Here is a 17,135-nt window from a genome sequence, read left to right on the forward strand (position 1 = left end):
CGTCACGGAGTCAGATACGCCTCCACCTCACTGAACTGCCCCGCCGGCCAGCCGGTGTTGGCGCTGACGGACAGCCGCAGGTACCACAGAGCGGTGCCGTCGGGCAGGGACACGGTGGCCGTGTTGCCGGTGGCCGGGTCGAAGCGGTAGCCGGTGGAGCCGACCACCGTCGAGTACGCGGAGCCGTCGTTGCTGCCCAGCACGCTGATGGTCTGGGTCCGCGCGCCCCACGCGGAGGACGGGGGCAGCTTCAGCACCAGACGGCGTACGGAGTAGGAGGAGCCGAGGTCGACGGTCAGGGACTGCGGGAAGGCGTTGTTGGTCGACTCCCAGTAGCTGTTCGTGTCGCCGTCGACCGCTTTGCCGGGGGTGTAGACGTCCTGCGAGCCGGTCGCGGTGGCCGGGCGACCCTTGGCGAGATTGCGGTTGGGGTCGGGGTCCGGGTTCCCCTGGCCGGGCTGGGGCCAGGTCGAGCAGTCCGACCAGGTGCTGCTCCAGCCGGAGTTGCCGCCGCCGGTGAGGGTGAACGTGCCGGAGCCGGCCGGGTACGGGCAGTTGTAGACGCCCGCCGCGCCCACGGTGGTCGCCGTGACGTTGCGGAACACCGCCGCGCCCTGGGCCTCGGCCTGGACGACGACCGTGCCGGTGTTCCGCACCGTGGCGCCGTCCACGGTGACGTTCCGCACGGGGTGGCCCTGGCCGCCTCCGGAGACGAACTCGAAGGCGCTGTAGGGGCTGTCCGTGATCGTGGTGTTGGTGATGGCGACGGACGCGTTGATCGCGCTGTCGTAGGAGTCGACCCGCAGCGCGCCCATGGGGTGGTTCCAGTTGGGGTTCATGGCGCCCGCGCGCACCAGGGTGTTGCCGTCGACCGTGATGGTGCCGGCCAGCGGGAAGAAGGGGTCGAGGAACTTCTGGTTGGAGATCGCGATCCCGCTGCCCAGGGCGTTGGTGTCGGAGATCAGGTTGTTCCGCACGGCGATGTCCGTGCCGCCGTAGATCGCGATGCCGTTGGCCAGGTTGGGCTGCGAAATGGTGTTGTTCTCGAAGCTGGAGTTCGTGTCCGGGGAGTACAGCGACCACATGGCGAGGGCGTCGTCGCCCTGGTTGCGCAGGAAGTTGTTGCGGACGCGGACCCCGCGCGCGTTGCCGTTGAGGTTGAGGCCGTCGGCGGTGGTGTCGAGGATGCGGTTGTTCTCGACGACCAGGTTGTCGTTGTCGCCCATCAGCCAGAGGCCGACCTTGAGATGCTGGAGCCACATCCCCGAGACCGAACTCCCGGGCCCCAGGGACCCGTTGACGAAGTTGTCCGGGTTGGAGTCGACGCGCTCGGTGACCTCGCCGAGGACCGCGAAGTCCTTGATGCGGACGTTGCCGGAGGAGCTGGACTGGTCGATGAAACGGGAGCTGTGGACGACGGAGTGCCAGTTGCCGGCGCCCTGCAGGGTCACGTTCTGCACCCCGCCGAGGGACGACGTCAGCTTGTAGTCGCCCGGTGGGATCCACACCACCCCGCCCTGGGCGGCCGCGATCGCGTCCCGGAACGCCTGGGTGGAGTCGCCGTTGCCGCTCGGGTCGGCGCCCTTGGCGGTGACCGACACCGAACCGGCGGGCTGGGAGGCGGCCGCGGCGACCTGCTCGAAGTCGGCGACGTCGACGGTGACCTGGACGCCGGTCGACTCGACGGCGACCTTGTCACCGGCCTGGACGTTCTGCCCCAGCAGCAGGCGGGCGTTGTCGAAGAAGTGGTGCGTCCTGGCGCCGGGGATCCAACCGGTGTCGATGTACGAGTACTTGGAGGTGACCGCGATCGTCTTCGCGAGCTTGGTGCCGTTGACGTACACGTCCAGCGTGCCGGACTGGCCGTCCGGGACGCTGTAGGCGACGTTCACGGCGTTCGACGCGCCCGGTGCGGTGAACTCGACGCGCTGACCGGAGGTGAGCCGGACGGCCTGGCGTCCGGATGCCTCGGAGGCCAGGGTGCCCTGCGTGTGGTCCGGGCCGATCCTCGTGCCGGTGGTGGTCGCCGACTCCGCCTCGACGGAGGTGAAGGGGAGACTCGCGCCCGCCGCCGCGTGGGCGGCCGGAGCGACGGCGACGAGCATGCCCGCGGCGACGGCGACGGCGACGGCGACGGCGACAGCCGCACCGACGGCCGGCATGCGCCTGACGTGTCTGAAGCGGCTGCTGTGCATGTGCTGATCCCTTCGTGGTGGGGGTGCGGGGACAGCGGGGCAGGCGCGGCGGCTCAGGCCCTCAGCCAGGCCGCCGTGTCCTGGGGGAGACGGCCCCGGTCGTCCAACGGGCCGCTGCTGAGCAGGAGTTCGTGGTGCCCCGGCAGTTCGGCGGGCGAGCCCGCGAGGTTCACCACGCAGATCACCCCCTCCGCCCGGGCGAAGGCGAGGACGTCGTCGGGGGAGGGCAGCCAGGTGAGCGGGCCGTCGCCGAAGACCGGCCGGGCGGCGATCGCCGCGCGGTACAGGGCGAGCATCGAGTCCGGATCGTCGCGCTGCCGGTCGACCGCGTACGCCGACCAGCCCGCGGGCTGCGGCAGCCAGGGCTCCTCGAGCGAACCGAAGCCCGCGTGGGGCGCCTCGGAAGTCCAGGGCAGCGGCACCCGGCAGCCGTCCCGGCCGGGGTCGATGCCACCGGAACGGAAGTGCATCGGGTCCTCGATGCGGTGGCGGGGCACGTCCGCCTCGGGCAGGCCGAGCTCCTCTCCCTGGTAGACGTAGACGGCTCCCGGCAGGGCGAGCGACAGCAGGGCCGCCGCCCGGGCGCGCCGGATCCCCAGGGCGAGGTCGGTCGGCGTGCCGAAGGCCTTGGCGGCGAAGTCGAATCCGGTGTCGGTGCGGCCGTAGCGGGTGACGGTCCGGGTGACGTCGTGGTTGCACAGCACCCAGGTGGCGGGGGCGCCCACGGGGGCGTGCGCGGCCAGCGTCTCGTCGATGGACGCGCGCAGCCGCCGCGCGTCCCAGGGGCAGGCCATGAAGGTGAAGTTGAACGCGGTGTGCAGTTCGTCGGGGCGCAGATAGCGGGCGAAGCGTTCGGTGTCGGGGAGCCAGACCTCGCCGACGAAGATCCCGCCGTACTCGTCGGCGACGGCGCGCCAGGAACGGTAGACGTCGTGGAGTTCGTCCCGGTCGACGTACGGATGCGGGTCGCGGCCCTCGGTGAAGTCCGGCAGGAGCGGGTCCTTGACCAGGAGGGCGGCGGAGTCGACGCGGACTCCCGCGACCCCCCGCTCCCACCAGAAGCGCAGGATGTCCTCGTGCTCCTGACGGACCGCGGGGTGGGCCCAGTTGAGGTCGGGCTGTTCCGGGGCGAAGAGGTGCAGATACCAGTCGCCGTCCTCGACGCGGGTCCAGGCCGGTCCGCCGAACTGCGACCGCCAGGCGTTGGGCGGGAGTTCACCGCGGCCCCGGCGGAAGTGGAACAGCTCGCGTTCGGGACCGCCGGACAGGGCGGCGCGGAACCAGGGGTGCTGGTCGGAGACATGGTTGGGCACGATGTCGACGATGGTGAGGATGCCCAGCTCCCGCGCCTCCGCGATGAGCTTCTCCGCCTCCGCGAGGGTGCCGAAGGCCGGGTCGATCGCCCGGTAGTCGGCGACGTCGTAGCCGCCGTCCTTCATCGGCGACAGGTACCAGGGGTTGAACCACAGGGCGTCCACGCCGAGTTCGGCGAGATACGGCAGCCTGGCGCGGACGCCGGCGAGGTCGCCCGTGCCGTCGCCGTCGCCGTCGGCGAAGCTGCGGACGTAGACCTGGTAGATGACGGCGGAGCGCCACCAGTCGGGCGTTCGGGCATGGGTGGGCTGTCCCACTGTGCCTGCCTTTCTGTCTGGGGGAGAAGGGCTTGGTCAGCCCTTGGTGCTGCCCGCGCTGATCCCGGCGACGATGTGCCGCTGGAAGACGAGGAACAGCGCGACCATGGGGATACTGGCGATCACCATCGCGGCGATGAGCACGGTCAGCTGGATGTTCTGCGACAGCTGGACGAGGGCCACGCTGATCGGCTGCTTGTCGGTGTCCGAGAAGACCATCAGAGGCCACAGGAAGTCCTGCCACACCGCGACCAGCGCGAAGATCGACACCACGCCGAGCACCGGCCGGGACATGGGCAGGACGACGGACCGGAGCACACGCAGCCTGCCGGCGCCGTCGATCTCGGCGGCCTCCAGCACGTCACGTGGCAGCTGGTCGAAGAACCGCTTGAGCAGATACAGGTTGAAGGCGTTGGCGACGGCCGGCAGCCAGATGCCGAGCGGGTCGTTGAGCAGGCTCGTGTGGATCAGCGGCAGGTCGGCGACCGTCAGGTACTTCGGCACGACCAGGGCCTGCGCCGGGACCATCAGGGTGGCCAGGATGCCGCCGAGGATCACCTTGCCGAAGGCGGGCCGCAGTTTGGACAGGGCGTAGGCGGCGGCCGTGCACAGCACCAGCTGGAACGCCCAGGCGCCGGCGGCCTGCACGACCGTGTTCCCCAGGTGCCTGGGCAGCTCCATCAGGTCCCAGGCGTCGGTGTAGCCGGACAGCTGCCACCGCTCGGGCACGAGGGTGGGCGGGGTCCGGGCAATCTCGTCGGGGGACTTCGTCGCGCCGGTCACCATCCAGTACACGGGGAACAGGAAGGCGAGCGCGAACAGCACGACGACCCCCGTGAACACCGTCCAGTAGACGGCCTTGCCGCGCGGGCGGGCCAGGGCCGCCGGGGAGATCAGGGTCCGGGTGCTCATCCGTCCTCCCCGGATCGGGTCAGCCGCAGATAGACGGCGGAGAACAGGCCGAGCAGGACGAGGAGCATCACGCTCAGCGCACAGGCGCCGCCGAAGTCGTTGTAGAGGAAGGCGTACTTGTAGATGAGGTAGAGGACGGTGACCGTGGCGTTCTCGGGGCCGCCGCCCGTGATGACGAAGGGTTCGGTGAACACCTGCATGGTGGCGATGATCTGAAGGAGCATCAGCATCAGGACGACGAAACGGGTCTGCGGGATCGTCACGTGCCGTATCCGCTGGAGCAGGTTCGCGCCGTCCAGTTCGGCCGCCTCGTACAGCTCGCCGGGGATGGACTGCAGGGCGGCCAGGTAGATCAGGACGGTGCCGCCCATGTTGGCCCAGGTGGCGACGATGACGAGGGAGACGAGGGCCGTGTCGGCGCCGTTGGACCAGTGGGACGTCGGCAGGTGCAGGAAGCGCAGCACCTCGTTGGCCAGGCCCGCGCCGGGGTCGTAGAACCACTTCCACAGCAGCGCGGTGACCACCGGCGGGATCATCACCGGCAGATAGACCACGACCCGGAAGAACGCCTTGGCGTGCCGCAGTTCGTTGAGGACGAGCGCCAGCACGAAGGGGATCGCGAAACCGATGAGCAGCGCCAGCGCGGTGAAGGTGAGCGTGTTGCGCCAGGCGGCGGCGAACTCCGGGTCGTGCAGGACGCGGGTGAAGTTGGCGGTGCCGACCCACTCGGGGGGCGAGCCCGGTGTGTACTTCTGGAAGGCGATGACGACCGCGCGGATCGCCGGGTACCAGGAGAACAGCGCGAAGCAGAGCAGCCCGCCGAGCAGGAAGCCGTAGGCGTGGACCTGGTCGAGGAGGCGGCGCCGCCCCCGTCCCCTCGTCGGGGGCGGCGCCTCGGCCGGGCGTACGGCGACCGGCGGAGCGGCGGGCCGCGCAGCCGTCTTCGTCACGGCCGTCAGCTCCGGGCCAGAATGCCGTCGATCTTGCCGGAGGCGTCCTTCAGCAGCCGGTCGATGTCCGCGTCCTTCTTCGTCAGGACGGCGGAGACGACCCCGTCGAGGACCGAGTAGATCTGCTGGGCGTTCGGTGGCTCGATCTTCATCTCCAGGCTCTGGTTGCCGTCCAGGAACGCCTGGTAGTTCTCCACCGGCACATTGGCGTTGGCCTTCTTGACCTGCTGGTCCTTGGCGTCGGCGGCACCCGTGAACAGGCGCGGCTCGGGCAGGCCGACCGGGGCGTCCTGCTGCTTGGCGCGGGCGTAGTCGCCGAGGAAGCCGTCGCCCGGGGTGAGGAACATCGCGTCGAGCCACTTCAGTCCGGCGCGGATCTGGGCGGGCGTGGCCTTCTTGTTGAACATGTAGCCGTCGCCGCCGATGAGCGTGCCCTTGCCGCCGGGCATCGGGGCCAGGGCGAGGTCCTTGTAGTCGCCGCCCTTCTCCTTGACCAGGATCGGGATGTTGTCCGGGGCGGAGAGGTACATGCCGAGCTTGCCCGAACCCATCATCTGCTGCACGTCGTTGATGACCAGCAGCTGCTTGCTGCCCATCGAGTCGTCCGTCCAGCGCATGTCGTGCAGGTTCTGCAGGACGGCACGCCCCTCGGGGGTGTCCACGGTGGCCTTCTTGCCGTCGGCCGAGACGACGTCACCGCCCTGCGAGTACAGCTCGGCGGTGAAGTGCCAGCCGCCCTGGTTCTGGGCGCTGTAGTCCGCGTAGCCGACCGTGCCGCCGCCGAGCGCGGCGATCTTCTTGGCGGCGGCGCGCACCTCCTCCCAGGTGGCGGGCGGCGTGTCCGGGTCGAGCCCGGCCTTCTCGAAGAGCGCGCGGTTGTAGATCAGGCCCATGGAGTAGCCGGTGCGGGGGATGCCGTAGACCTTGCCGTCGACGGTGTAGATGTCCCGCAACTGCTTCTGGACGGTCTCGTAGCTCTTGAGCTCCTTCAGGTACGGGGTGAGGTCGGCGGCCTGGCCGATGTCGACGACGTGCCGGGCGTCGGTGAAGTACGTGTAGAACACGTCCTCCATCTGGCCGCCGGCGAGCTTGGCGTCGAAGGTCTTCGGGTCCTGGCAGGGGAAGGCGTCGTGCGCGACGACATCGATGTCCGGGTTCCGCTTCTCGAAGGACGCCAGGTCCTCCTCGAAGAACCGCCGGTCGACCTTGGCGCTCCTGGGCGGCTCGCAGTTGACGGTGATGCGGGTCTTGCCGCTCCCGGCCTCGTCGCCGGACCCGCAGGCCGTGGCGGTGAGGACGAGGGAGGAACAGACGCCGATCGCGAGGAAGGCATGGCGGAACCCTGTGCTGGACATCGCTGGACCCCTCCGGGCAGGAGCAGTGGACGCTGAGCGTGAGCTGTGGGCGTCGCACACTCAAGCACCGGAGGGATCCGACTGCAAGATGTCGCGCAGATTTTGAAATTATTGGACAGAGGCCGGATCTCAGTGACGAGGTGCTTGCGCGGTGGAGCCGCGGACCACCAGCTCCGGTTCGAAGAGCAGTTCGTCGGCCGTCACGGCGCGGCCCCCGATCTGGGCGTCCAGCAGCTCCACGGCGGCCCGGCCCATGGCCTCGATGGGCTGGCGGACGGTGGTGAGCGGCGGTTCGGTGCAGTTCATCAGGGCGGAGTCGTCGTAGCCCACCACGGAGATGTCCGTCGGCACGCCGAGCCCCCTGCGCCGGGCGGCGCGCACCACGCCGAGCGCGAGCGGGTCGCTGGCGCAGACGAAGCCCGTGACACCGCGGTCGATCAGCCGGGTCGCGGCCGCGTGCCCGCCCTCGATGGAGAACATCGTGCGGGCGACGAACTCCTCGGGCAGCTGCCCGGCGAGCGCCCGGGCGGAGGCCAGTTTCCGTGCCGAGGGCACATGGTCGGCGGGGCCCAGGACGAGGCCGATGCGCTCGTGCCCGAGGGAGGTCAGATGGCGCCAGGCCTGCTCGACGGCGACCGCGTCGTCGCAGGACACCCCGGGAAGGCCCAGGTGCTCGATGGCCGCGTTGACCAGCACGACCGGGATGTTGCGGTCGGCCAGCAACCGGTAGTGGTCGTGGGGTGCGTCGGCCTGCGCGTACAGACCGCCGGCGAAGACGACCCCCGACACCTGCTGCTGGAGCAGCAGTTCGACGTAGTCGGCCTCGGAGACCCCGCCCTTGGTCTGGGTGCACAGCACGGGGGTGAGTCCGAGCTGGGCCAGCGCCCCGCCGATGACCTCGGCGAACGCGGGGAAGATGGGGTTCTGGAGCTCGGGCAGGACCAGGCCGACGAGCCGTGCGCGCTCGCCCCGCAGCTGCGTGGGCCGTTCGTAGCCGAGGACGTCCAGGGCGGAGAGCACCGCCTGCCGCGTGGCCTCGGAGACTCCGGACTTGCCGTTGAGCACCCGGCTGACCGTGGCCTCGCTGACCCCGACCTTCTTCGCCACTTCCGCAAGTCGTCGCGCCATGCACGCAAGAATAGCGCAAGGAACGCAAACGGCTTGCGTAACGCCGTGGAGGGTGTCGTCGGCACGGTGCGGCTATGCGGCCAGACGCATCACCAGTTCCTTGGCCCGGGACTCGGCGGCTGCGAGCGAGGCCGTGCGGGAGGCCTCGAAGAGGGGGACGAGGTCGGCCATCGCGGGAACCGTCGGGGCCACGGTCAGCTCGGGGACGATGAAGGTCACGTCCATGCCGAGGCCCGTGCCGAGGGCCTGCCGCAGATAGCTCTGCACATAGTCGTTGCCGTGCTGCGGGGTGCCCTCCTGGTACGACCCGCCACGGCTCGTCACCACGACGGCGGGCTTGCCCGCGAGCGAGGGGTGCTCGGTCATCGCGGTGCGACCCACGGCGAAGACATGGTCGAGCCAGGCCTTGAGCGTGGAGGGGATCGAATAGTTGTACATGGGGGCGCTGAGCAGGATCACGTCCGCCCTCTCCGCCTCCTCGATGAGCTCGGCGCGCAGCGCGAAGGCGGCCCGTTCCCCGGGGGACCGGTCGGCGGTCGGAACGAAGCCGGCGTAGTAGGCGGCGGCCTGCAGGTGCGGTACCGGATCGGCGTCGAGATCGCGATAGATCACCGTGTTCCGCGGGTGCTCGCTCTCCCACGTCCTGCGGAACGCGGCGGTCACGGCGCGGGAGTGCGAGGTCTCGGCGTTGAGGGAGGTGTCGATGTGCAGCAGCGTCGCCATGGCGGTTCTTCTCCTGATGACGTGGGTCGAAGGGGCGGCTCCGGGGCCGCCCCGTCCTGCGCGGCAGGCTGCTTCCTCAAGCGCACTTGAGGTCCAGCGGACGTGACCCACGTCATGATCGCGAGCCGTTCGGCCGGCGGCTGCCCGCGAAATGCGGTCGCCGCGCCGGGTAAGGCCCTGTCAGGCTGGCGGCCGTGGTCGACGAACAGTTCTCCGACGCCCGGATCGCCGCGCTGTACGACCTCTACTGCCCTTGGGACGCACGCGGGGACTTCACCTTCTACCTGCCCCTGGTGATGTCCGCACCGTCCGTGCTGGATGTCGGGTGCGGGACGGGCGCCCTGCTGCGCAGAGCCCGGGAGGACGGCCACCCCGGTCGGCTGTGCGGCCTGGACCCCGCCGTAGGGATGCTGGAGGTGGCGCGGGCGTGCCCCGATGTCGAGTGGATCCTCGGGGACCTGGCCGCCGCGCCCGCCTGGAACCGCGAGTTCGACCTGGCGGTGATGACCGGCCACGCCTTCCAGGTGCTCCTCGACGACGACGAACTGCGTGGCGCGCTGAGGGCGATCGCGGCGGCACTGACCGACGACGGCAGCTTCGTCTTCGAGACCCGCAATCCCCTGGTACGGGAGTGGGAGGACTGGCACATCCGGTACTCGGGCGAGGTGGTCGACCCCACGGGTGCCGTGGTGCACTGCGCCTGCGAGGTCGACACGCCGGTGCGCGGCGACCGCGTCTCGTTCACGCACACCTACACCGGCCCCGGCTGGGACCGGCCCCGACGGAGCCGGAGCGTCCTGCGTTTCCTCGACCCTGACGGGCTGTCGGCGTTCCTGACCGACGCGGGTCTGGTGGTCGCGGAGCAGTACGGGGACTGGGACCGCGGTCCGTTGACGGACACCAGCCCGGAGATCATCACCGTGGCGCGCCGAAGCCGGGTCTGACGCCGAAGCCGGGTCTGACGCCGAAGCCGATCCCGCCGGAGGGGTCCCGGCGCTGGGCGCGCGGAACCCCTCGAAGCGAGCCGTGCGCCGTCAGTAGGTGTGCAGGGTGAGCCCGTAACGGCTGAGGATCTCGTTCACCGGCTGGAACCATGTCTCGCCGCCGCTGGAGCAGTTGCCCCAGCCACCGGAGGTGACGCCCTGTGCCTGGTCGCCGCTGATGAACGAGCCGCCGGAGTCGCCCCCTTCGGCGCAGACGCTGGTCTTGGTCATCTGGTACACCGCGCCCTGGCTGTAGTTGACGGTCTCGTTCTTGGCGAGAACGGTGCCGCAGTGCCAGTGCGTGGTCGAGCCGGAGCGGCAGATGGAGGCGCCCACGGGAGCCTCGGCCGAACCGCGGACGAGTTGGTCGGACACCGTGCCCCAGCCCAGCACGACCGGCACGGTCCACCAGCCGCTGCCCACGCTGACCCAGGCGTAGTCGTCGCCGGGGAACGAGGAGCCCTGGAAGTTGCCGACGTAGGAGCCGTCCCAGCCATAGACGCTGCCGGTGTGCTGGTCGCAGTGGCCGGCGGTGACGAACCCGCCGTACACCGAGAAGCCGATGGAACAGCGGACGTTGCCCGTGTAGTACGGGTCGCCGCCCACCGTGCCCGCCGCGAAGGTCTGGGGAGCCGAGGTGACGGTCTCGACGGTTACCGGTCCGGCGGCGCGGGCCTGCGTCAGGAACCGTTGGACATCGTTGTCGGAGCGCTCGCCGCCGACGACCGAGACCACCACGGTGTTCGCCTTCGGGTCGACGTGCCAACCGCCCACCGAGGAGGGGGCGGAGAGCTTGTCGATGCGTGCCTTCGCCGCGTCCAGTTGTCGTGCGCTGTGCTCGACGACGCGGACCTCGGCCCCCTTGGCGCGGATCGCCGCGCGGGTGGACTGCGAGGACTTCGAGGTGACGGCCACCGTGAGGCGCCCGTCGGTGGAGTCGAACCAGGACCCCGCGTACGCGGCGCCCGCCGTGCGGCGCACCGTGGGTTCGAGCGCGGTGGCGGCCTCCTCCGCCGCGAGCCGGGCCTCCGCCTGGCCCTCGGTGAGCCCGAACTCCTGTTGCATGGCGCGGAGCAGGCCGGCGGAGGCGGGGGCGGTGTCGGTCGCCGAGGAGGTCGTGGCCCCGGTGCCGCTCGCCGCCGCGGGGAAGGTGCCCGCGCCGCCGAGTCCGGCCAGCGTCAGGAGCGCGGCCAGGCCGAAGTGCTTGAGCCTTGTGCGTCTCATGGGAGTTGCCCTTCGTCGTTCCAGTGAGTGGGGGTGGAACAGCGGTCGGGTGAGAGCGCTCTCATGTGTGACGCGGCAGAGCCTAGCCCGCCGAGGGTGTCAGGTCTATGCCAATTCCGGTCCTGGTTTTCCCGGTCTGGCATCGGCCCAGGTGGGCGCCGGGCCGATGCCGGTGGAACGGGATCGCGGGACGGTCAGCGGCTGCGGATCGCGGTCGTGGCGAGGAAGCCGGTCGCGGCGGCGGTGATGAGAGCGCAGACGGCGAGCAGCGTGGTACGGCGCATGGAACGGCCTTTCCCTAGGAGGTGGGGTGTTGCTCTGTACAACGCCGCTCACGGCGGAGTCGGCTTGCCACGACCGCGTTTGCCACCCGCATGGACGCGGTCTCCCGCTGGAGCGGGTGGCCGGGGGAGCCGGCTAGCGCGTCAGGTACGCCATCTCCTCGTCCGTCAGCCGCAGCGCGCCCGCCGCCATGTTCTCCGCCAGGTGGTCCGGATCGCCGGTGCCCGGGATGGCCAGGACGTGCGGGCCCTGGTGCAGGGTCCAGGCGAGGCGGACCTGCGCGGGCGAGGCACCGTGGGCGCGGGCCACGGCGAGGACCGCCTCGCTGTCAGCGGCCCTCGCTCCCGAGTCCCGGCCCGCTCCCGCGATCGCGAAGAACGGCACGTAGGCGATACCCAGTTCACCGCAGGCGCGCACGAACTCCCGCTCCTCGTCGGACGCGCCCACACCGTAGGGGTTCTGCACGCAGACCACCGGCGCGACGGCCCGCGCCTCGGCCAGCTGCGCCGGGGTGGCGTGCGAGACGCCGAGATGACGGATCAGGCCCGCCGTGCGCAGGTCCGCCAACGCCCCGAAGTGCTCGGCGATCGAGCCGGTCCCGCGGCTCGGTGGAACGCGCAGGTTGACGACGTCCAGGTGGTCGCGGCCCAGCTGGCGGAGGTTCTCCTCGACCTGCCCACGCAGCTGCTCCGGCGTCGCCCACCACCACGCGCCCGACGGATCCCGCCCCGGCCACACCTTGGTGGCGATGACCAGGTCCTTGGGGTAGGGCGCCAGTGCCGTGTTGATCAGTTCGTTCGCGGACCTTTTCGACGAGAAGTAGAACGCGGCGGTGTCGATGTGGTTGACGCCGAGTTCGACCGCCCGCCGCAGTACGGCGACGGACCGCGCGCGATCGCTCGGCGCACCGAGGTCGAAGGGGGCGTCCCCGGTCAGGCGCATGGCCCCGAAGCCGATGCGGTGGACGGTGAGGTCGCCGAGTTGCCAGGTGGTCGTGTGTGAGGTCATGAAAAAAGCCTCCTCGGCGGATCGGGATCCGCGGCGAGGAGGCTCGTCGTCGGCCGACACCGTATCAGGTCGATGATGTGCCGCGACGCCACTGGCGCCACGGCCGGGGTCACGGCCTTCCTGACCGTCGGCTGCCGACCCGCCGGGGGCCCTGCGCACGCCACCGGCGGATGCGCTCCGCGCGACGTGAGATCGGGAGGTCGTGGGGGAGGCCGGGACGGGTGGGCGCGCAGTGTCACGGTGGGCTCGTGCGAACGCCGATCGCCGACGCTGCCGCGAACGCCGATCACCCAGGCGCCCGCGAACGCCCATCACCCACGCTTCCGCGTGCGGCCCGATTCACCTCTCACCCCGACCGCTGCGGGACACTTCCGCGCACGCCGATCGCCCCTCACCCCGGCGGTCGCAGTGGCTCCGCCGCCTCCCGTATCGCCCCGGTGCTGCCCCGCACGATCAGCCCCGGCACCGGCACCCGTACCGTGCCCGCGGGGCCGCCGTCGAGCAGGGCCACCAGTTCCCGGGCGGCCGTCCGGCCGAACTCCACGCTGTCCCGGGACAGTGCGGACAGCCCCGGCTTGACCAGGCGGCACAGGGCCGAGTCCTCCCAGGACACCACCGAGACGTCGGCCGGTACGGCGAAGCCCAGTTCGGCGGCGGTCGCGACCCCGGCGACCGCCATCACGTCGTTGTCGTAGATGAGGGCCGTCGGGGGAGCGGGGCCGCCCAGGACGGAACGGGTGACGGCCGCGCCCTCGGCGTCCGAGTAGTCGGTCGGCACCGACCGCACCTGGGTCAGGCCCCGCCGCTCCGCCTCCGCCCGCAGGGTGCGGATCCGGCGCTGGGTGTGGGCGAGGTCCGGCAGACCGGCGATGTGCACGATCCGCCGGTGGCCGAGCGCGTACAGCTCGTCCACCACCGACGCCATGGCTCCCGCGTCGTCCGCCCACACCGTCGACAGACCGGGATGCCGCTCGTCGGGCGCACCGCCGATCACCACCGCGGGCAGGCCGAGTTCGTCGAGGAGGGCGGGCCGCGGGTCGTCGGTGCACGGGTCGACGACCAGGACGCCGTCCACCCGGTTCTCGGCCCACCAGCGCCGGTACACCGCGCACTCGTCGGGGAGGTCCCGCGCGATCTGGAACAGCAGACCGAGATGACGCTCCGCCAGCACCTCCTGGATGCCCGAGACGAGTTGGAGGAAGAAGGAGTCCACGCCCAGTGTGTCCGCCGGGCGGGCCAGCACGAAGCCCACCGTGGCGGCGCCCTCGCCGGACAGCGCGCGGGCCGCCGTGCTGGGCCGCCAGCCCAGTTGCTCGGCGACCCGGCGCACCCGGTCCCGGGTGAGCTCCGAGACCCCCGGACGTCCGTTGAGCGCGAAGGAGACCGCGCTCTGGGAGACACCGGCGCGCTGCGCGATGTCCTTCATGGTGGGCCGGCGCGCCGGCGACCGCCTGCCTGACAAGGTGCTTCCCCATTTCCCGCGAGGAATTTCCGGCCAGTATGCACTAATGCGGTTCAGCTCAAACACCCTAATGCGTATAAGCAACTAATGAAATTAGCTGGGCGCACGCCATTGACGTGCCGGTGAACCGCCGTGCAGGGTCTCGGTCGTTGGCCAACTCCACCCCAAGGGAGGCCGTTTCACCGTGCGTATTTCCCGCAGAGTCCTCGCCGTCGCCGCCGCCTGTGTCGTCGCCCTGCCGCTGAGCGCCTGCGGCTCCGGGAGCGACGACACCGGCTCGGCCGACGCCTCGGGCAAGGTCGAGGGCGAGATCACCTTCCAGACCTGGAACCTGCGCGCCAACTTCAAGCCCTACTTCGAGGGCGTGATCGCCGACTTCGAGAAGGAGTACCCCGGCACCGACGTGAAGTGGATCGACCAGCCGGCCGAGGGCTACGCCGACAAGATCAGCGCGGACGCGGCCGGCGGCACCCTGCCGGACGTCGTCAACGTCTCGCCCGACCTGGTCGCCCCGCTGGCCAAGGCCGGGCTCGCGCTCGACCTCGACAAGGCCGCCGGAAAGTACGAGAAGGAGTACCTGGAAGGGGCCTGGGCGAGCCACCAGGTGCCCGGCATGACGGGCACGTACGCCTTCCCCTGGTACCTCAACACCGGGCCGCTCTTCTACAACAAGACCCTGTTCCGGCAGGCCGGACTCGACCCCGAGCAGCCGCCGAAGACGTACGACGAACTCTTCGCCGACGCCCTCGAACTGGCGCGCAAGAGCGACGGCAAGGTCGCCACGCTCGCCAACGTGCCCACCGTCGAGGACTTCGGCCGCTACGGCGTCCCCCTCATGAACGACGACGGCACCGCCTTCGCCTTCAACGACAGCAAGGGCGTCGAACTCCTCACCAAGTACAAGGAGTTGTACGACGCCAAGGCCCTGGACCCGCAGGCGCTGACCGCCACCCCCGAGTCCTCCGGCAAGAAGTTCCTCACCGGCGCCGTCGCCATGAACCCCGGAAGCGCCCTGGACCTCGGCAACTTCAAGAAGCAGGCGCCGAACCTCTACAAGAACATCGGCATCACCGACCAGATCACCAGCACCGGCCACGTCAACATGTACGTGATGGGCGTGATGGTGAACGCCCAGAGCAAGCGCAAGCCCGCCGCCGTCGCCTTCGCCCACTACGTCACCGACGCCGAGCACCAGATGTCGTTCGCCCAGCAGGTCGCCATCTTCCCCAGCACCGCCGGTTCGCTGGACGACCCGTACTTCACGAAGGAGGACGGCACCGACGAGACCCGCGTTCGGATCGCCGCCGCCAAGTCCCTGAAGAACGCGGTCAATTACACGCCGGTGCTGTTCAGCGAGCAGATGAAGACCGCGCTGCGCAACGAGGTCGCCAAGGCGCTGCAGGGCAAGGAGAGCCCGAAGGAAGCCCTCGACAACGCTGTCAAGAAGTGCGACACGCTGCTGAGGCAGCAGGGCTGATCGGATGGCCGCCGTCTCGAGAGTGCGCCGCCAACTGCCCACCAGTCCCTGGCTGTTCGCCGCCCCGGGACTGCTGATCGCCGGCGTCTTCGTGCTCTACCCGTTCTTCTCCACGCTGGCCAACTCCCTCACCGACCGCCGCACCCTGATCCCGGGCGAGTTCGTGGGCCTCGCCAACTACCGCGAGATGCTCCACGACGACATGTTCTGGACCGGCCTGCGCAACAGCACGCTCTACGTCCTCGGAGTCGTCCCCGCCCTCGTGGTGCTGCCGCTGCTGCTCGCGCTCCTCGTGCAGAAGAACATCCCCGGCATCACCTTCTTCCGCTCCGCCTTCTACACCCCGGTCGTCGCCTCGATCGTCGTGGTCGGACTCATCTGGGTGTGGCTGCTCGACGAACGCGGCCTGGTCAACTCGCTGCTGGAGACGCTCGGCGCGGGCCACGTCGGCTTCCTCAGCGACCAGTGGCTGCTCCTGCTGAGCGCCATGGCGGTCACCGTGTGGAAGGGCCTCGGCTACTACATGATCATCTATCTTGCGGCACTCACCGGCGTGCCCCGAGAACTGCACGAGGCCGCCGCGGTGGACGGCGCGGGCGCCGTACGCCGCTTCCTGACGGTGACCGTTCCCGCCGTCCGCTCCACCATGGTCCTGGTCGGCGCGCTGTCGTCCGTCGCCGCCTTCAAGGTGTTCTCCGAGGTGTACCTGATGGCGGGACCCAGCGGCGGCCCGGCGGGCGAGGACACCACCCTCGTCATGCTGGTCCAGCGCACCGGCACCGGCCTCACCGGCCGCGTCGGCTACGCCTCCGCCCTCTCGGTCGTCGTCTTCGCCGTGACCGTCGCGCTGATGCTGCTCGTGCTGCGCGCCGACCGGAAGGAGGACCGGGCGTGAGCGTGCTGGAGAGGACACGGCCCGGGCAACGGCCGGCCGTCGCCCGGGAACCCCGCATCACCGACGAGCACGGCCGCCGCGTCCGGCTCGGCGAACTCGCCCTGCGCTATGTACTGCTGCTCGCCGTCCTCGCCCTGACCGTCGGCCCGTTCCTCTGGCAGCTGTCCACCTCGCTCAAGGGCCCCACCGAGGACATCTACAGCTCCCCGCCCTCCTTCACGCCCGCCGACCCGACCCTGCACAACTACCAGCGGGTCGCCGACACCATCCCCGTGTGGGACTACGCCCTCAACTCGCTGAAGGTCGCGGGCGCCAACGTCGTCACCAACTGCGTCGGTTCGGCCCTCGCCGGCTACGCGCTCGCCCGGCTGCGCTACCGGGGGCGCCGGGCGGCCACGCTAGCCTTCGTGCTCGCCATGCTGGTCCCGGTCGAGGGCATCATCATCGCCCAGTTCACGACCATGCGGGAACTCGGCCTCAACAACACCCTGATCGGCGTGGTGCTGCCCGGCTGCATCGGAGCGGTGAACGTCCTGCTCATGCGCAACGCCTTCCTCAACCTGCCGTACGAGATCGAGGAGGCGGCCTTCGTCGACGGGGCCAACGTGTGGCAGCGGTTCCTGCGCATCGCGGTGCCCTCGGTCAAGGGCACCCTCGCCGTGGTCGCGATCTTCGCCTTCATGGGCGCCTGGGACGACTTCCTGTGGCCGCTCATCGTGCTCAGCGACCCGTCGAAGTTCACCCTCACCATCGGCCTGAACTACCTGCACGGCACCTTCGCCAACGACGAACGCCTGGTCGCCGCCGGCACCGTCATCGCCGTGGCACCGCTGATCGCCCTCTTCGCCTGTCTCCAGCGGTACTTCTTCCGCGGCGTCGGCGAAGGAGCCGTCAAGGGCTGACACCCCCC

At 70.4% G+C, this 17,135-nt stretch carries 14 protein-coding genes; 4 read left to right on the plus strand and 10 right to left on the minus strand.

Features of this window, described 5'->3' with window-relative positions:
* Positions 1–2: 2 nt before the first annotated feature.
* The 7 genes from ACIRF9_RS39650 to ACIRF9_RS39680 form a co-directional block, all read right to left on the minus strand.
* On the minus strand, positions 3–2,195 hold the full coding sequence (locus tag ACIRF9_RS39650; protein WP_403832707.1) for a discoidin domain-containing protein: 2,193 nt from the start codon (positions 2,193–2,195) through the stop codon (positions 3–5).
* Positions 2,196–2,248: 53 nt separating this feature from the next.
* A complete protein-coding gene (locus tag ACIRF9_RS39655) occupies positions 2,249–3,826 on the minus strand; it encodes a glycoside hydrolase family 13 protein (RefSeq protein ID WP_403832709.1) in 1,578 nt (525 codons plus the stop codon).
* Between the two features lie 36 nt (positions 3,827–3,862).
* A complete protein-coding gene (locus tag ACIRF9_RS39660; RefSeq protein ID WP_403832711.1) occupies positions 3,863–4,738 on the minus strand; it encodes a carbohydrate ABC transporter permease in 876 nt (291 codons plus the stop codon).
* Positions 4,735–5,688, minus strand: a complete 954-nt coding sequence (locus tag ACIRF9_RS39665) for a carbohydrate ABC transporter permease (protein WP_403832714.1) — start codon at positions 5,686–5,688, stop codon at positions 4,735–4,737. Before ACIRF9_RS39665 ends, ACIRF9_RS39660 begins: the two co-directional genes overlap by 4 nt.
* A gap of 5 nt (positions 5,689–5,693) precedes the next feature.
* The gene (locus tag ACIRF9_RS39670) at positions 5,694–7,043 is read right to left on the minus strand and encodes an ABC transporter substrate-binding protein (RefSeq protein ID WP_403832717.1); all 1,350 of its coding nucleotides are present in this window, start codon (positions 7,041–7,043) and stop codon (positions 5,694–5,696) included.
* Positions 7,044–7,172: 129 nt separating this feature from the next.
* A complete protein-coding gene (locus ACIRF9_RS39675; protein ID WP_403832719.1) occupies positions 7,173–8,171 on the minus strand; it encodes a LacI family DNA-binding transcriptional regulator in 999 nt (332 codons plus the stop codon).
* A 72-nt stretch (positions 8,172–8,243) separates the two neighbouring features.
* Positions 8,244–8,894, minus strand: coding sequence for an FMN-dependent NADH-azoreductase (locus ACIRF9_RS39680; RefSeq protein WP_403832722.1), 651 nt, complete (start codon positions 8,892–8,894; stop codon positions 8,244–8,246).
* Between the two features lie 194 nt (positions 8,895–9,088).
* On the opposite strand from ACIRF9_RS39680, the gene ACIRF9_RS39685 reads away from it, so the two are divergent.
* Entirely contained in the window at positions 9,089–9,838 is a 750-nt protein-coding gene (locus ACIRF9_RS39685) for a class I SAM-dependent methyltransferase (protein WP_403832724.1), read from the plus strand.
* Positions 9,839–9,928: 90 nt separating this feature from the next.
* Here ACIRF9_RS39685 and ACIRF9_RS39690 read toward each other — a convergent pair whose 3' ends face one another.
* The 3 genes from ACIRF9_RS39690 to ACIRF9_RS39700 all read right to left on the minus strand — a co-directional run bounded on the left by ACIRF9_RS39690 (position 9,929) and on the right by ACIRF9_RS39700 (position 13,817).
* Positions 9,929–11,101 (minus strand): S1 family peptidase, encoded by a 1,173-nt coding sequence (locus ACIRF9_RS39690; RefSeq protein WP_403832726.1) that lies wholly within the window; start codon positions 11,099–11,101, stop codon positions 9,929–9,931.
* A gap of 417 nt (positions 11,102–11,518) precedes the next feature.
* Positions 11,519–12,391, minus strand: coding sequence for an aldo/keto reductase (locus tag ACIRF9_RS39695; protein WP_403832729.1), 873 nt, complete (start codon positions 12,389–12,391; stop codon positions 11,519–11,521).
* 391 nt (positions 12,392–12,782) lie between these two features.
* Positions 12,783–13,817: a LacI family DNA-binding transcriptional regulator gene (locus tag ACIRF9_RS39700; RefSeq protein WP_403832758.1), complete on the minus strand. Its 1,035-nt coding sequence runs from the start codon at positions 13,815–13,817 to the stop codon at positions 12,783–12,785.
* A 220-nt stretch (positions 13,818–14,037) separates the two neighbouring features.
* Here ACIRF9_RS39700 and ACIRF9_RS39705 point away from each other — a divergent pair, with 220 nt between their 5' ends.
* From ACIRF9_RS39705 to ACIRF9_RS39715, 3 genes are read left to right on the plus strand one after another with little or no spacing between them, the layout of a single operon-like run.
* Positions 14,038–15,330: an ABC transporter substrate-binding protein gene (locus ACIRF9_RS39705; protein WP_403832731.1), complete on the plus strand. Its 1,293-nt coding sequence runs from the start codon at positions 14,038–14,040 to the stop codon at positions 15,328–15,330.
* A 4-nt stretch (positions 15,331–15,334) separates the two neighbouring features.
* Complete coding sequence (locus ACIRF9_RS39710; protein ID WP_403832733.1) at positions 15,335–16,225, plus strand: carbohydrate ABC transporter permease; 891 nt, start codon at positions 15,335–15,337, stop codon at positions 16,223–16,225.
* Positions 16,222–17,127: a carbohydrate ABC transporter permease gene (locus ACIRF9_RS39715; protein ID WP_403832736.1), complete on the plus strand. Its 906-nt coding sequence runs from the start codon at positions 16,222–16,224 to the stop codon at positions 17,125–17,127. Before ACIRF9_RS39710 ends, ACIRF9_RS39715 begins: the two co-directional genes overlap by 4 nt.
* Positions 17,128–17,135 lie beyond the last annotated feature (8 nt).

Source organism: Streptomyces sp. NPDC096132, from assembly GCF_044763345.1.
Taxonomy (GTDB): domain Bacteria; phylum Actinomycetota; class Actinomycetes; order Streptomycetales; family Streptomycetaceae; genus Streptomyces.

Bases quoted from the DNA above. Each gene is read 5' to 3' on its own strand.
- ACIRF9_RS39650 (WP_403832707.1), bottom strand. From the start codon at position 2,195: ATGCACAGCAGCCGCTTCAGACACGTCAGGCGCATGCCGGCCGTCGGT.
- ACIRF9_RS39660 (WP_403832711.1), bottom strand. From the start codon at position 4,738: ATGAGCACCCGGACCCTGATCTCCCCGGCGGCCCTGGCCCGCCCGCGC.
- ACIRF9_RS39670 (WP_403832717.1), bottom strand. From the start codon at position 7,043: ATGTCCAGCACAGGGTTCCGCCATGCCTTCCTCGCGATCGGCGTCTGT.
- ACIRF9_RS39675 (WP_403832719.1), bottom strand. From the start codon at position 8,171: ATGGCGCGACGACTTGCGGAAGTGGCGAAGAAGGTCGGGGTCAGCGAG.
- ACIRF9_RS39680 (WP_403832722.1), bottom strand. From the start codon at position 8,894: ATGGCGACGCTGCTGCACATCGACACCTCCCTCAACGCCGAGACCTCG.
- ACIRF9_RS39690 (WP_403832726.1), bottom strand. From the start codon at position 11,101: ATGAGACGCACAAGGCTCAAGCACTTCGGCCTGGCCGCGCTCCTGACG.
- ACIRF9_RS39695 (WP_403832729.1), bottom strand. From the start codon at position 12,391: ATGACCTCACACACGACCACCTGGCAACTCGGCGACCTCACCGTCCAC.
- ACIRF9_RS39700 (WP_403832758.1), bottom strand. From the start codon at position 13,817: ATGAAGGACATCGCGCAGCGCGCCGGTGTCTCCCAGAGCGCGGTCTCC.
- ACIRF9_RS39710 (WP_403832733.1), top strand. From the start codon at position 15,335: ATGGCCGCCGTCTCGAGAGTGCGCCGCCAACTGCCCACCAGTCCCTGG.